Source organism: Mucilaginibacter dorajii (genome assembly GCF_024808255.1).
GTDB classification, from domain to species: Bacteria; Bacteroidota; Bacteroidia; order Sphingobacteriales; family Sphingobacteriaceae; genus Mucilaginibacter; species Mucilaginibacter dorajii.
The window spans coordinates 288,789-305,697 of sequence record NZ_JANTYS010000001.1 but is presented as its reverse complement, the minus strand read 5'-3'; the positions used below and the strand labels follow the sequence as shown (position 1 = coordinate 305,697).

7 protein-coding genes are annotated in these 16,909 nt (G+C 41.4%); 1 reads left to right on the top strand and 6 read right to left on the bottom strand.

All coding sequences use genetic code 11. From position 1 onward, the window contains the following. Positions 1 to 45 precede the first annotated feature (45 nt). Positions 46 to 663: a TetR/AcrR family transcriptional regulator gene (locus FHS10_RS00990; RefSeq protein ID WP_259086765.1), complete on the top strand. Its 618-nt coding sequence runs from the start codon at positions 46 to 48 to the stop codon at positions 661 to 663. A 64-nt stretch (positions 664 to 727) separates the two neighbouring features. On the opposite strand, the gene FHS10_RS00985 is transcribed toward FHS10_RS00990, so the two are convergent. From FHS10_RS00985 to FHS10_RS00960, 6 genes are all read right to left on the bottom strand, one after another. After that, a complete protein-coding gene (locus tag FHS10_RS00985) occupies positions 728 to 1,660 on the bottom strand; it encodes a PorP/SprF family type IX secretion system membrane protein (protein ID WP_259086764.1) in 933 nt (310 codons plus the stop codon). A gap of 22 nt (positions 1,661 to 1,682) precedes the next feature. Then, entirely contained in the window at positions 1,683 to 7,568 is a 5,886-nt protein-coding gene (locus tag FHS10_RS00980; RefSeq protein WP_259086762.1) for a cellulose binding domain-containing protein, read from the bottom strand. A 377-nt stretch (positions 7,569 to 7,945) separates the two neighbouring features. Then, complete coding sequence (locus FHS10_RS00975) at positions 7,946 to 9,433, bottom strand: glycosyl hydrolase family 28 protein (protein WP_259086760.1); 1,488 nt, start codon at positions 9,431 to 9,433, stop codon at positions 7,946 to 7,948. A 340-nt stretch (positions 9,434 to 9,773) separates the two neighbouring features. Next, positions 9,774 to 13,889, bottom strand: a complete 4,116-nt coding sequence (locus tag FHS10_RS00970) for a hybrid sensor histidine kinase/response regulator transcription factor (RefSeq protein ID WP_259086759.1) — start codon at positions 13,887 to 13,889, stop codon at positions 9,774 to 9,776. A 268-nt stretch (positions 13,890 to 14,157) separates the two neighbouring features. After that, entirely contained in the window at positions 14,158 to 15,441 is a 1,284-nt protein-coding gene (locus FHS10_RS00965; RefSeq protein WP_259086758.1) for an alginate lyase family protein, read from the bottom strand. Between the two features lie 230 nt (positions 15,442 to 15,671). Beyond that, entirely contained in the window at positions 15,672 to 16,853 is a 1,182-nt protein-coding gene (locus tag FHS10_RS00960; RefSeq protein ID WP_259086757.1) for a DUF5013 domain-containing protein, read from the bottom strand. Positions 16,854 to 16,909: the final 56 nt, after the last annotated feature.

Genomic DNA, 16,909 nt, shown 5'->3' with positions numbered 1-16,909 from the left:
TGTTTCTCCAATCATTTTTTAAAATTGATCACTGGATGCGATTATATGACATTAGAAACTAAAAACAGGATTGTAGCTGTGGCCCGAGGGCTTTTTTTGAGCTATGGTATCCGTAGTATAACCATGGACGACATAGCAAGCCATGGCGGGATCAGCAAAAAAACAATTTACCGTTTTTTTGCTGATAAAGGTGCCCTGATCGAAGCTGTTATTGATATTGCGACAACCCAAAAAACTATTGATGACCGTAAAGCCAATCAGGCATATGAGAATGCAGTAGTCGAATTATTCTTAATCGGAAACCAACTGGCTGAAATAAGCTGGATATTAAAACCAGGGGTATTTCATGACCTAAAAATATATTATAATCAGGTTTTTGAGCGGTTAATTGTGTTTAAAAATGACTTTCTCTATCAACTGATTAAGCACAATATTGAAAGGGGAATCAAAGAAGGCGTATACAAGGCCGATGTAAATATATCCATTCGTGTCAGGTTTCTGCTGGAGACATTGCGGTTTGCTTTTGACCCCGTTATATTTCCGGTAAATAAATTTAATCAGCAAGATGTTCAAAAAGAATTTTTCCTTCTTTTTCTCGAGGGTATCTCTACCGTCAAAGGAGACGAAATGCTCCGTAGCAAAATAAAGCGGCAAAGAATTTAATCAATGTAAATTATTCAACGCATATCGAATTAATTAAACAGATTGTGATAAATGTAACTTAATCCTACAACAGCCTTGGACTAACTGCACTACTACCAAACCGATAGCTGAGGGTTATTTCATGTGTGGCGTTATTAAAGCCCCCTAAATTGGCTGATGAAGTGCCAAACTGGTAGCTGTAGCCTACATGAAATACATTAATATTTAAAGTAAATATCCCCGCCATTGTCTTATCCGTACGATAGTTGATTCCAAGCCCCAATGTTTCTTTTATACACATGGTACCAGATACGTCCGCAACAAGGGGTGTTCCTTTGGCGTAGGCAACCAATGTTGCTGGTTTAAATTTAATATCCTCGTTGATATCGGTCAGCAATGCTCCCGAAAAGTAATAATGGCTCCTGAAATTGGAATTGTTTTGTATAGAAGCAGTTCCCAAACTAGTTATAGTAAGCTCGGGGGCCGATATCCCCACGTAATACCAGCCGGTATAATAGATTACCCCAAATCCGATATTGGGCTTGGTTCCTCTTACATCATTCCTGAAGATTGGGTCGTTGGAATCCAATGTAGAATAATTGGCAGTATAACTCCGTACACCCGCATTGAGCGACACTGCTAAATAACTCTCTGAATTTAACTGAATACCTTTTGCGAAATAGGCATTAACTTCGGTTTGCCGTTCTATAGCAACCTGGTCATTAAATATGATCAGGCCTGCCGCACCCCCAATCGATTCGATAGGCAGATTGCCATTGATCAAATAAGTCACTGGTGCCCCGTCTACTCCTACCCACTGCCTTCGTGCTAAGGTATTGATCGATCCAGCTTTATCCAATACCGAATAGGCTGGGTTAAAAGGAGTTAGGTTATTCATGTACTGTGTATAATTGAACGCTTGTTGCTGCGCAACAACTCTGTTGCCTGTTACTATGAGTAACAGGCACAGGTTTAATGTAACAAGAAGGGATTTCTTGCTATTATAAATTATATTCATACCAGGGGATTTTGACGTGCTATTAGTACTTAATGATAATGAAACCGGTTTTATGTTTATTTTCTTCGCCTTTCTTGTACTCCAGCGTGTAAAAATACGTGCCGGGTTGCTGCATGGTACCGCTGATGCTGGAGTGCCCGTCAAACACATTGGAGCTGTTATCATAGCCTTTTGCTTCAAATATTTTCACACCGCTGCGGTTCATGATCGTTAATTTATTATCGGGGTAAGCTGTTAAGCCATCTATGATCAGCACATCATTAATACCATCCCCGTTTGGAGAAAGCCCCTGGTGTACTACAATTCCTTCATTGCTGATGTCGCGCTGCGGCGGAGCTACTGCCACAGGTGCACTCTTAAATGACATCGAGCCTGACGGAGGTTCTGTTCCGTAAATGAGCTGTCCTTTATAGTAAACGGTAATGTGGTTATTCTCTTTCATGACGTCTTTGGCCATGTACGAATAATCATTTTGCTCATTAAAGTTCGACCAGTCTGCTTTTGTAATACGGTACTGGATATTGCCCGATGAACTTAAAGGATAAAGAGTGCCAGCTGAGGAGTTTACCGCGAGCTCCAAATAAGTATCAGCTCCGGTAAGCGCGGTAGTTAACGGTACAAAATTACCGCTGATGTTACCACTGCCTTTTTTAGCGTAATCTATCCAATAGTTCAGGTTCTGGGTACCGTCTTTGGTAAACCAGTAACGGGCTGTGATATCTCCAAAGGACACCGGTACGTTGCCGGTATTATTAACAGACAGGTAAGTGCTGATGGCATTGCCGCTTGTTCCGGTGTTTTGGTTCTGGTAAAACACGTTGAGGCTGGTAAGCGGGATAACGGCGGCCGGTTCGGTTCCCCATATCAGCATCCCGTTACGGTAAAGCGTAATGTGGTTGTTATTGGCATAGCTGCCGGTATTACTTTGGTACGAGTAATCATCCGCCTCGTTCAGCAATCCCCAGTCCTGGTTGGCCAACCGCGATTGGATTTGCCCTGTACTACTGTTAGCGCCAAGATTACCTGTTACGGCAAAACTATATTCGATGTAACCCAGGGCGCCGTTCCGCGGCTGATCCAGGGCAACATATTTCATTTTCACATTGCTGTTCCCCAATTGGGCATAGTCTATCCAGGTATTGATGCCTGCATAATTTTCGGCAGTGAACCAGTAACGCATGGTTAATTCGCTGTAGGCTACGCCAACCGAATCGGCATTCACCACTTTCAGGTAAGGGCGGGCAATATTATTGGTTAACTGTCCAGTATCGCCATCCTGGTATTGTACTTGGAGATTAAGCGGAATAACCGTCAATATTTGGCTAACCGCCGCGGCAGCAGCATAGCTGTCATCGCCCACCTGCGACGAGGTAATGATGCTTGTACCTGTTCCCTTGATATGGATTTTTCCATTTACCACTGTCGCTACCGTAGTATCCGAACTTGTAAAGTTTACGGGCAAGCCAGAACTTGCGGTTGCCGTAAGAACCATATCAGCGTCACCGATCCATTTTTTACCAATAGGACTAAAAGTTACAATTTGAGTTCGTTTTGTTTGCCCGTAAAAATTAACTTCAGCGATATTGCCACTTCCTCCGTTAGGTGACAAGTAACGCATATACCTGAAATATGTGGTGTTCGAAATTGCCTGCGATGTATATAGACCTACAGGCGGTTGACTGGCAACCGTATAAAGCGCAATTGCATCAGTAAAATCCGGCTTATTAGCTCCCTGAAAAACACCTCCGATCATGCGTTGTGGAAAAGTACTTCTTGGTGCGAAACTCACCTGCGTTACTTTTGCGATGTTGTCCGGGCCGAGGTCGAGTCCTGTCCATGCACCATCTGTCTGGTTAGCATCAAAATAAGTATTCAAATTACCATCCATTGCGGCTGTTTTGGTAGTGGATGGATCATTGTTCCATGAGCCGGATGTACCGGTAATTGTACCAGTGAGTTTTTTCCCGACAAAAATATTCACGGGCGAGGATGCGGGACCTTCTCCTTTCCTATTGATTGCGGTAACTATATAGAAATATGTCGAACCGGTATTCACAGTAGCATCAACATAAGATGTAAAGGTATCGTTCGAAGCAATTGTGGTATATGGGCCGCCGCTTATCACAGCCCGTCTGACATTGTAGCTTACCGCATCAGGAGTAGGTGTCCAATTCAATGTAACCTTTGCATCACCCTGAAGAGCCGAAAGCCCTGTGGGGGCAGCCGGAATGCTGCGGCCTATCTGTATATTGCCATAAAAGTTAACTTCTGCAACATTGCCACTTCCGCCATTGGGGGACAGATAACGGAGGTATCTGAAATAAGTACCGTTCGAAATGTTTTGAAATGTAAGTACGCCTACAGCCGGTGAAGCTGTAACCGTGTAGAGCGTAACCGCATCACTAAAATCGGGCGTATTGGCGCCCTGGAAAATCCCCCCAATCATGCGCTGCGGAAAAGTGCTCCGCGGTGCGAAACTCAGCTTTGTAACCATAGCACTGCTGTCTGACCCCAGATCCAATCCTACCCAATCACCATCTGTTTGACTCGCATCAAAATATGTATTCAAATTACCATCCATCGCTGCCTTTTTAGTCACAGACGCATTATTATTCCATGAGCCGGATGTACCGATGATGGTACCAGTTATTTTGGGAGTAAGGTAAACACTGTCCGGAGCAGATTCGGGGCCTTCTCCTATAGTATTTATCCCTGTAACAGTATAGTAATAAGTTAAACCATTGGTCAACTGTGTATCTGTAAAAGTTGTCGCCCCAACTGTTGCAATGTTGGCGAAGGGGCCGCTTTTGGCCGTAGCTCGTTTAATCTTATAGCTGGAAGCTCCGACCGCAGAATTCCAACTCAACGTGGCTTGCGCATCGCCTGGAGTTGTTGTGAGTCCGGTTGTCGCCCCTGGAACAGTGGTTACAACCGCAGTTTGTAGCTTACCCCAAAACTGGACATCGGCAATATTACCATTGCCGCCCGCGGGCGATAGATAACGAAGGTAACGATATGTCCCCTGATTAGAAATGAGTTGCTCTGTATATACCCCAACTGGCGGTTGAGTAGAAACAGTAAAAAGGGCGACAGCATCGCTAAAATCAGAAGCGTTGGCTCCCTGAAAAATTCCTCCAACCATACGGCCTGGAGTACTACTTCGTGGTGCAAAGCTAATCCGTGTTACTAAAGCACTTTTGCCAAGACCAAAATCGTAACCCACCCATGCTCCATCCAATTGATTGGCATCGAAATAGGTAGTTAAATTGCTATCTACTGCCGCAGCGATAGTTGTTGTGGGATCATTGTTCCAGGAACCAGGCGTACCTATTAATGTACCCTTGAGTTTCATTCCAAGAAAAACACTATCGGGGACAGAGGCAGGCCCTTCCCCAAGAGAGTTAACAGCGCTTATAGTATAAAAGTACATTGAGCCATTAACAGCGGTAGAATCAATGCATGCTGTTGTCGCGGAAGACTTAACAAGGGTATACGGCCCACCCAAGCTAATGGAACGTTTAACTTTATAGCTGGAAGGTGCACCTTCAGTTGTATTCCAGGTTAATGCGACACTAGAATTGCCAGCTATTGCATTAAGTCCGGTAGGTGCTGGCGGTAAACTAAGTGCCATTGTTTGCGCATTGGCCTTCACAGAATCAGCACTCTCACCTTTGCCATTAGCTGCTTTAACAGAATAATAATAATTAGTAGCAGCAACCAGGCCCGAGTCTATAAAAGTCGTGTCGGTCACTCCTATAGCGATCGTACTATATGGACCGCCACTGCTCAGAGAGTGCTTTATGTTATAAGCCGATGCGCCTGACGAAGAAGTCCATACCAATTTGATCTTGCTGCCAGTTAGGGCTGTAGCCGTCAGGCTTGTTGGAGCAGCGGGAATATTTCCCCCGCCAACGGTAGTTACATTGTCAAAAGTAGCAGTTGTAACAAGTGTTCCCGTCGTTCCCGCACAAGCGGACAACCCTACATAATAGGTACTGGCCATAGTTACGGTGCTTGACCCGACAACAGACCAAGTCAAACCATCGCCCGACTCTGACATCGTAAACGTATTACCGGATCGCTGCATCCTGAACCAAACTGGAGCTGCACTGAAATGATTTCCTTCAATCCAGCTGGTGGATCCGCCGGTAGAAGATCTTGTACCGAGACGGGCATACCTATTACCCAACTCGCCAAGACTAGCTGTAAGCATCTTGGCGTTCGGGTCGAGCGTCTCCCGCATCACGATGCCCACTTTTTCGCCTCCTGTTACCGCATTCCAATTGACCGTCAATAATCTTGCAGTTATTGTAAAATCTCCGCTGACAATACTATATGCGTAACTGAAAGAGTCGGTATTACCCCCAATATCAGCTCCCGAACCGCTGACTATGTAAGTATTATTGCTCACATTAGCATAAGCGGCGTTGCCTGCAACGCCGACATTTCCAATATCTTTTCTTGCCCAACCGTTGGGTAAAACTGATCCTGCGCTGATTGGTTTGGCACTGACCTCAGTTGAATTGCCGCTTGTACCTGATTGATTAATAGCCGATACTACATAATAGTAAGTTGTACCGTTAACCGCGGTCCAATCGGTATATGTTGTACTCGTATTGTCACTCCAGGAAGCAATTGTGATGTAGCTGCCGCCACTGCTTGTAGAGCGCAATATATTATAGCCCTGAGCTACATCCCCCGCCGGCCCCGTCCAATTCAGTGTCACCTGTGAGACCCCGGCCGTCGCTGTTAAACCTGTCGGCACCACGGGAATTGGATAAGCAGGGAAAGGAGACGCCGCAGCATTAAGTGTATAAGCCAGGGTACCACAGCCAAAAAAATCAGCATCACCGGCCTGCTCCGGCCGGGCCAGGTTAGCCATAGCTTTGATATATGGTGTATTGAGGCCTTGCAAAACATAATAATGATTGTATAGCATTTCATAGACCGGAGATTGTCGGATACGATTTGCACCGCTTGGGGCAACGTAGAGCAAATTGTCATTTATGCAATTATTCCAGGGTACCCATGGAACCGAGTGATTAAGATTGTATTTACAGTAATACTCAAAACCCGTCATCAAACGATTGTCGGAATAGCTATAAAGGTCTAGCCCCTGGTTCCAGGCTGTCTGGCACATCTCTGCCAGCGCAGCCGGGCCCAAACTAGCATGTGGTTGGTCACGCCCCATCTCTGCTATTTGTCCTGTTGGTTGCCAGAATGTATTTAACAGGCTCCCGTTACCAATGCCGGTTTTAAAATAGTTTACAGCTTCATTATATTTGGCCGTATCATCGCAAAACACCCCAATACCCATAATAGATGCTGCAGCAGGGGCATCCCAACTGGACGGCCTGGAGCAGGAACCAAGAAAATCATGGCAACCGGGGTAAAAATAGGTAAGGGCCATGTTTTTAAATTTTGCGATATCGGCAGCCTTCCAACCTGGATAGGTTCGCAAAAGTTCCGCGACCTGCATAAAATTGTTAATGGGAAGTTGAAACAGTTCGCCACTCGCAACTTCATTGACAGTATTTGACCAGGCGTTGCAAATCCTGACAGCACATTCGGCGTAGGTCGTATCCCCGGAGATATACCATCGTAGCGTATTGAGATAAGCCGCATGAGCATCCAGTGATGCCCGCTGGCGATTTCCAGAGCCCCCAATATTAGTATATGGGCCAGCAGTGTAGGTATTTTGCGCTTTCGAGTCAGCGATCAAAGTATTCCAACCATCAATCCATGGATGTTCACCAGCAGCTACTTTTGCTTTCATACGGTCAAGATCCGCTTTCGTATGTAAACCACCGGGATGGATAAAAGGCTGAGCGTTGACTCGTCCTCCCATGACCGAGGTTAAAAATAGGATTGCCACTATCAGTAAAAAAAAGGTAAGGTGTCTTTTCATATCATTTCAGGTTATTTGGGTTTGTCTTATAGATTTTAAAAAATGAAGGCCAATAACCTCAATTCTTATATGCTTTTGCAACAAAGTCAGCCATCGCTTGCCAGGGCGAATCAAACACAACTTTGATAGTTGTCCCAGCCTTGCTTTTCAAGCTATAATTATTGTTTGTCCACAATCCAGTGCTACCTGCTGACGGTGGCCTGTAAGATTTATTGGCTACTGATTTACAAATCAATAGCCAAATATCGTCTTGATAAAATCAAACCCGAGGGGGTTTGCTGGGCAATCACAGGGGGTAAAAGTTTAAAACAGCATTTCAGAACCCCAATTTAATACATTGATGCACAACACATTAAATCATTAACCGTAGTTCCTATTTAATCCTTTGAGGAAATAAAACTAATTCCGTTAACATGCTCGCCAACCGAAATATTCGCCATATCTCCTGTTTTGTAATAGCTCGGCTTACCGGGCATGTTATCTGCTATATTTACACCATTGATTTTTAAGTTTTCGAATACGATATTTTTTATGTTACGTTCATTATCATAACCCGTAATGATGGAAATATTGGAACGTCGGCCATTGAAGTCTACATTTTTAAAATAAACATTTTGTATTCCTCTTCCCGCAGATGTATTGTAAAGGTGATTAAACATCACCCTGATGTTAAAAAGTTGTCCTTCCCTAAAGTCTTCAACGTGTATGTCTTCAAAACGAAGTTGGTCCAATAAATTATTATCACCGGCGTTGAGGGCGATACAGCCCTGATAATCTATTTGATGCTCATGCTGCTCCAAAATATCAAGGTTTTTAAAAGTAATATGTCCAAGGGTATCCGGTCTGTCTGTATCGCCATGGGTGCCAATGAGAACAGGATGAGCTACATCTGCCCAAAGAATGGCATTGGATACGGATATCTTTTTTGTATTCCCATAATAATTCCACCGGTGGCCATAAATAGCGATACAATCATCCGAGTTTCGCATAAAAATATCATTAATGGCAATATCAGAACTGCAGAATACATCTATGCCATCAGCGTTACCCTCAAAACTAAAGGATTTAAAATTACTGATCCTGACATCTTCAGACTGACCAATTAGCACGCTATATTTATGGGGTAGAACAATGATTCCTTCGACTTCAATTTTTTTTGAATAAGCGATGGTTAACTGATCGTTGCGGGAATTCAGAGAAGCTGGTCCGGGGCTTTTAATATTCCCTTCATTCAAAACAGGCAATTGTGTTAAAATTCCACGTCCAAGTACGCGCACGTTCTCCGCCTTATCTATGAGTATCTGACCTTGAACCACAGCGCCCCCGGCCAAATAAATAACCTGATTGGAATGAGCTCTCAGGACATCTATCTGATGGATACCCGGGCCGAAATAAGTTACATTAGTATCTGCAGGAGATGGACGGAAAGTTTCCATTGGGTTTGCAAATAATTGAAGATTGTGGAAAATATCTCCATTGATCTCAATCGATAGTTTTCTGGGTTTATCCAAAAAAAATGAGACCGTATTGGACTGAACATTGGGAATTATGCCAAAGCTTAGGGGTCTGATTTTTGCGCGTTCGACTGGTCCCAGATTATAGGTAACAGTAACTTCAACAACACCCGAAAAATCAAAGTAGGCGAAAGAGGTAGATTGATACTGACTTTTGGTATTTACTACGTTGGTAATGGTAGCCTTATATGTTGGCAAGTTTTTCCAGTCCCCGCCCTTCTGCCTCACTTTTACTCTAAAATCGGTATTTAATGCTGCTCCAACCGGGGCATCCCAGGTAACGAGTTGCGCATTTACACCAGTGCTGAAACACAGAAATAATAAAAATAGCTTAATGATCCTTTTTTTCATGAAAAATAAATAAATGTTAAGATTTGCTGAGTATTACTGACATCAGCACAGATCTTCGATCCCAGCCTCTTTTACATTGATTTTCCTTCAGCTCCACTCTGTTAGGCTGATTCAGGAATCTGGTTTATAATGATTGCTTGAGAAGATATTATAAAAATCGAATGAAAAAACTGCTTGCTAAGGGGGGTAGCTGGTCAAACAAAGGGGGGATTATTGTGCCTGACCAATCAAATTCAACAAAAATGACATGCATAGATCTACCTGATCAAGAATTGTGAATTCAACTATTCTTGACAAACAATACTAAGATTTACTTATTGCGGTATCCGAAAACTAATGCTTATTTTTCTTTTTTCTGGTTGACAAAGCTATTATTGAGACTCCGGTTTACATTAAAGTTTTTTCTGTATTTCCGAACGAAATCTGATGGATTCATTTCAAACAACTTATGAAACTGTTCGCGAAAGTACCTGATGTCCTGGAATCCAATTTGAAAAGCAATTTCTTTTATCTGTAAATCCGTCTGGATCATCAGTTCAGCGGCCTTTCTCATCCTGATGTACCTGATAAATTCCATATTTGACAGCCCCGAAATTGATTTTATTTTTCTAAAAAGTGTCGATCTGCTCATACCAACTTCTTCGCTAAGCACCTTGATAGAAAAATCATCATCATCCAAGTGACTTTCAACTATCCTGATACACGTTGACAGAAAATCACTGTATTCAACTGGTATTTTAAGGCTATTGTTTTTAAGGGTTATCTCATTAAAAAAATAATCCTTAAGCGTATCTCTTCCTTTGAGCAAACTTTTTATCCGCGCCACTAGTAGGTCGCTTTCAAAGGGTTTGGTAATATAGTCATCGGCACCGCACTCAATCCCCTTGAGTTTTACCTCCGGAGAAGAAGTACCGGTTAATAATATAATGGGGATATGACTAAATGAAGGAGACTCTTTCATCTTTGCACAAAACTCCACACCTGTTGTTCCGTTCATGATCACATCACAAACAATGATGTCCGGTTCGTTCTCTAATACGATTTCAAATCCATTTTCAGTATTATCAGCCTCATAAACCGTATAGTTATTGACTAATAATTGTTTTATATAATTTCTGATCGCCCTATCATCATCAATTAATAAAATAACAGGTCTTTCATTAACAATATCTCCTAAAATTTCTTCAACATAATCGTTACAACTGGAGCTGGGTTTGGCAGTACGTTCAATTTCGGATGTATCAGCGATAAGTTCTTGCAAAAGGGGAAAAGAAGAACCATTTCTGGCTTCTTGTTTATGACCCACTTCATTGTCGCTAAAGACGGGCAGTTGTAATTGAAATGTTGTTCCCTTACCAAAAACACTCGAATAGGTCAAACTGCCATGTTGTATTTCCATGTACCTTTTAGCAAGAAATAACCCAATCCCAAATCCACCTTGTTCTGTTGTCTGGTTTTCAAATGGGATGCGGTAAAATTTCTCAAATAATTTTTCGCCGGTACCCTCGGGGATACCCTGTCCGGTATCTTTTACAAAGACTGTAACGAAACGCTCATCTTTGTTTAGTTCCAAAACTACACGGCCTTGCTCAGGAGTATATTTTATAGCATTCGATAACAAATTAAAAAGCACTATCTCTAACTTTTCACGATCCGCAAATACTTTAATTTCGTGATCGTTACACTCAAAATGATAGTCAAGTTTTTTAGCTGTGACCTGGTTATTAAAACATAGAAAAACTTCGTAGCACACATCTTTCAGATTGATCCATTGTTGTTGTAAATCGGCTATTTCATTTTCAGAAGTACGGAACAATAACAACTGATCAACCAAACTTAACAAACGCCTTGAATTCCTGTAAACGGAACTAATATCAATAAGATCAGTGTTAGACCCGTTACTTTGGAGAAGATCTTTTATCGGATTAACGATCAACGTTAAAGGGGTTCTGAGTTCATGCGAAATATTGGTAAAAAATGAGATTTTCTTTTCGTTAAGTTCTTTGGTCAATTTCATCTCATATTCTAATCGTGTTTGCTTACGCTGATAGAAAAGGAACCCGCAGATAGACAGTGAAATCAGTCCTAAGTAAAAACAATAAGCCCACCATGTACGATACCAGGGAGGCAAAACAATAATATGAATTACTCTCTCATTGGTGTTCCATATCCCGGAAGCGTTGGTTGATTTAATCTTCAACAGATAACTCCCCTCATTCAGCCGCGAATAGTTGATAGTACGGGTATTATTAACAAAATTCCACTTTTTATCCCTACCCTCAATTATATACGCATATTGTATTTTCTCAGGCTTGGAATATTCCAAGGCCGCATAATCTATAGATAATACGGCTTTATCATAAGGTAACTCTATATGCTCTGTTTCAAGTGTATTTTTATTGTCCTTAACAAAGCTATTGTTACCATTCACCAAAGCGTTGTCAACACGTAAACCAGTAATCAATAGTTTCGGAAAGTCATGAAATTGTTTAATGCTATCCGGGTTAAAACTATTATAGCCTTTTATGCCTCCAAAAAGGATCTCGCCATCAGTTAGTTTAGCAGAAGCATTATAGTAAAACTGATTAGACTGAAGCCCGTCCGCCACGTAAAAATTCTCAATATGACCAGTCGAGGGAACCAGCTTCGCTATACCATTATAGGTGCTTACCCATATATCATTTCTACCATCCTCTTCTATATTAAGCACCTTGTTATTGCACAATCCATTTTCTTCGGTATAACTAACAAACTTACCAGACCTCTGGTCAAAACTCATCAGGCCCCGTCCATATGTCCCGATCCATAATTTGCCCGACCGGCTTTTAAATAATGCACGTACAGCCGTTCTTAAATTGAATTTTTCATCTACTCCATTTTTTTTGTTTACGTGTATCAGATTAGTAAAACTGCCCATCCATAAACCATTTCCTCCATCATCAACAATTGAAAGAATATCTTCAGCTATAGGAAAAGAAGCAGATATAAACTTGTTTAGTTTATGATCAAATTTGAATATCCTACTATTTTTATCAGAATTAGTTAGTCCTAATAAACAGGTCGCCCATATATCCTGATCCCGGTCACAATAAAGTTTCCATACCGCGTTTAACGCTTGATTATTTTTTGTTGCAATAGGGTCAAATTGCTTATTGGACGAGTTAAATCTATAAACTCCACCGGCAAAAGCAGCGATCCAGATGCTCTGTTGCGCATCTTTTATAATGGAAGCTACATGAAAATTTGAAGTTTGCCCTCCATCAGAAATTTTGTATGGATTATTTTCAAACGAGTTAGAGGTTCTGTCCCATAAACTAATTCCTCCTCCGTCAGTTCCTATCCACACCCTTTTATCTTTGTCCTCACAAAAAGAAAACGTAAAATCATTTACCAGGCTATTGTTAGTATACGGCTTATGTACATAGGTTTTGAATTGATTTTTCTTTGCATCAATAACGTCTATTCCACCGCGTAGCGTTCCGATCCACAACTTAGATAGTTCATCTTCATAAATTGCATAAACAGCATTACTTGAGAGTGTGCCGGGATTTTCCTGTTTAATTAAAACATCAGCTTGATTTTCTTTAATTTTAACAATTCCCCGTCCATCTGTAGTTGCCCAGATGACATCGTTTTTGTCGATTAAAAGATCTGTGACCCAGCTATTATTCAAGCCCTTGTCATCAAATCTTCTTTTTTGTATAACATGTGCCCCCAGGCTATAAATAAAAAGTCCATTTCTGGTACCTATCCAGGCTTTACCTTTTCTGTTATCGATACGGATAGCACTTGCTACCGGAAGACTGCCAGCTAAAACGGTAGCTCTTTGGGAATTTGAATTATAAACAAACAATCCAAAATCCTCTACTGTGAATAAAACCTCAGCAGCATTCAAAATAGCTACCGCATTGGCCGTATATTTATGAATGATGTTGCCATGACCGTCAACTATCGGAATCCGGTTTAACCTCCCTGTTTGTATTGAATAAACTGACAATCCAAGATCAGCAGCACCTATATACATATTTCCCCGACCATCCGCTTTAATATCATAAATCCAATTATCAAAAGATTTACTTCTATTTAAGTTATCCTTATAGTTAAGCCTTAAAAACTCCTGTGTCCTGCTATCTAATTTCCCTACTCCTTTTGGGGTCCCCACCCATAAATTCCCGTTATTATCTTCGTTAATACAGTTTATTATATCATTGGGCAGCGAATGGAAGTCATTAAATTTATTTCTGAAAACTTTAAAATTGTATCCGTCAAAACGGTTTAAACCGTCGAGAGTTCCGAACCACATAAAGCCCAGTCTATCTTTATAAATTGTAGTTACCGTGTTATTTGACAAACCCTGTTCAATACCCAGATAGGAAAAATTCTGAGCTAAAACATTTCCCCCATTTATAAGAGCAAAAACAACAAGCAACAAGATTCGAAATTTACGACTTCTCATTTTAAGTAATATATAAATGTGACAAGACTCCAGACTAATCACGACACGTCATAATAGCCGGGTCGCGTCTCTTGACATTTTACCGGTTATGCTTAAGTGAAATCAAAAACTATGAAGCCAGTTAATTGGTTTATATGATGATCAAATTTAACAATTATCGTTCAAAATATCATTTATAAACAACATACACAAAACTTCTTTTTAAAAAAGACACGAATATTTCCGCCGCTGATAATCAGTCACTTTCAAGACAAAACAGGTCTAATTCTTATGGTAATGTATACATCAATGTACCAAAACCCAATTGGTCAAATCCGCCGCTATCAGGTCCGTAATCTCCACCTCCCCCTTCCGGTTGAGTTACCTGAACACCTAATTTAGAATAGGTAGCCGACAAACCTTTGAGTTTCGCGTAATGGTTGTAAACCAATGCCCACATCGGCCGTGATGCCCCCCTTGAGTCTGAACTTATTTGAGTTAGCGTTGTAGTTGTATTGCAATCATAATAAGTATAACTGTGAAACGGGACATTGAGGTTTGCGACGTTGTATTTGGCTGTATACTCACAGGCTTTCAAAAACATATTGTCGTTAAATCCATACAGATCATCCCCCTGATTCCATGCCATCTGACATATTGGACCGAGTAAAGCGATTACAAGCGTAGCATGCCCCTGGTCGCGGCCGCTTTCCTGTAATTGTGCCAACCCTGCGTCGCTCCCTGTAAATACATAGTTGATGGCTTTTTGAATATTCCCATTACCATTCGGGCTATGCATAATATAGTTCATGGCATAATTATATGCCGAACGTTTATCCGCCAAAATACCTATAGCCATGGCTGAGGCAAGATTACACAAATCCCAGTTGGACCAGTAATGTTCAGGACAACTGCTTTGATGCCTTATTAAAAAATCGTGGTTTTGCGAATAAAAGACTCTAAGCATCCATTGCTGATATGTTGTAAAATCGCCAGGCTTCCAGCCTTTATAATCGCGCATCAATTCACCAGCGACTGCAAATTGGAATCCATAAATTCCAGCAGCCAATGCGGCGTTAGGATCGCCATTTATACTGATACAAGTGGCGGCCCAGGCGTTTAATATTTGTATTGATTTATTAGCATAAGCCGTGTCGCCGCTTACCTTCCACCGGATGGCGGTCTGGTAAGCTGCAGCAACATCGTTATAAGCATGAGAATAATTGTCCGGATCAGATTCCCAGACTGTGTTGCCCCCCCGAATCAATTTTACTGTTGGGCTAGGCTGGTAATTTAATTGGGCATGTGAATTTGCAATTAATTTATTCCAGCCGGAATTCCAGGGCTCGGTTCCCGACGTCACCATCGCTTTAATTCGGGAAAAATCTGCAGCTGTATGTAATCCTCCGGGATGTACCATAGGAACATTGTCAGAAAGGGTATCGATATATTTTATTGTTGTAGATACTGTTGTATCAACTTTTGTTACCGGACTATTGCTTTTTTTTGAACAGGATACCAGTACCAAACCGCACAAAACTGTGGAAACAAGTCCAAAATTCAGATATTTCATGATATTTTCTTTATAAGAACATTTTAATTAACTTCAAACAAATGAGCTATTGCACTAATTTTTTAGTTAAAAGAATCGCAACTAGGTTATTCCAATTTAAAACGACACCAGCATAAAACATTTAATGTTGTTTTTAAACAGATGCTTCTGCTCAATTCCCAAAACCTAAATTAAACTACAACTAAACAATAAATGGGAGTCAGTCCTCAAAACCAACTCCCGTTTATCATTTAATTCAGAACCAATTTCACCCATATCAAATTCAAGTATGAGTTTCCGGTCATATTAACTACAAAGCCCAGAGATACCTTTGTAGGCTGCGTTAAACTAAAATTGCAACTATAAGTTTTCCCTAAACCTCCGCTATAATATTGACCATCCGGGATCATTTTAAAATATCCCAAGGCTGTACTAATATTGGCTGCATCCGGTAAGGTAGTGCCTGCCGATGCGGCAATATAAATTGGGTCACTTCCAGGCCAATCATTATTTGACATTCCAACCGAATAAGTATAATTTCCAGCAGGTAGCGTTACAGTTTGGTACATTTTACCATTTACAATGTATGATGCACCGCCCCAACCTGATTCAAATGCTATTACAAGTGGCGGATGATTATTGTCCAGGCCTCCGGCAGGTGCATTATTGGCACCAGTATGATTCATTATTGGCGTGGTTACCGTCCAGTCAGAAGGGGTTCTCCAACGCGAAGCATCGTTGGCGACAATGGTGCTAAACGGTTGTTTATAATTTTTTAAATAAAACATTGATATATCGCCCTTCACATCGGGATTAAGCAGAGGTGGTCCTGTTATCGGGAATCCGTTTATCTTTACTGTAAGATTTCCGGATGAGTATCCTCCCGGCGTTATTACTTGTATAGATGTATCTGCAACTGCTGTGATCGATGTAGCCGTTGTTCCGTTAAAACTTACTGAAACTTTCGACGGATCGGTCCCAAATCCAGTTCCTTTGATGACAACCAGGTCGCCCGTTGCCGCTATGCCTGTACCAAGCGGGCCCAGAGATGTGACCGATTTAATAGTTGGAGCCGGGAGAAAGGTAAAAACCCCGTTTAATACAACAGTGTTTTTCCATATTTTTAAGGTAATTTTTCCTGTAGTTCCATTGGCCGGCGTTTTCACCACAATTTTCCCATCTTCGATAGATTTGATGGAATCTGATGGAATACCGTTGAATAATATGGTGACTGCACCTGCCAGGGTTCCAAAATCTTTACCGGTTATAGTAACATAAGACCCGGGATACCCAGATTTTGCATTGAAATCTGTAGGTTGAGGAGCGGGATAGGTCACCATTTCAAAATTTGGTCCTTTCTCACAACCAATAAACAGCATCACAAAACTTACCATTAATATAACGATGGCGTTTTGTTTTAATATTTGTTTCATAATTAAAAGATTAAAATGAATTGATTTTACATTGACAAGAACGGGCCGATCAGTAA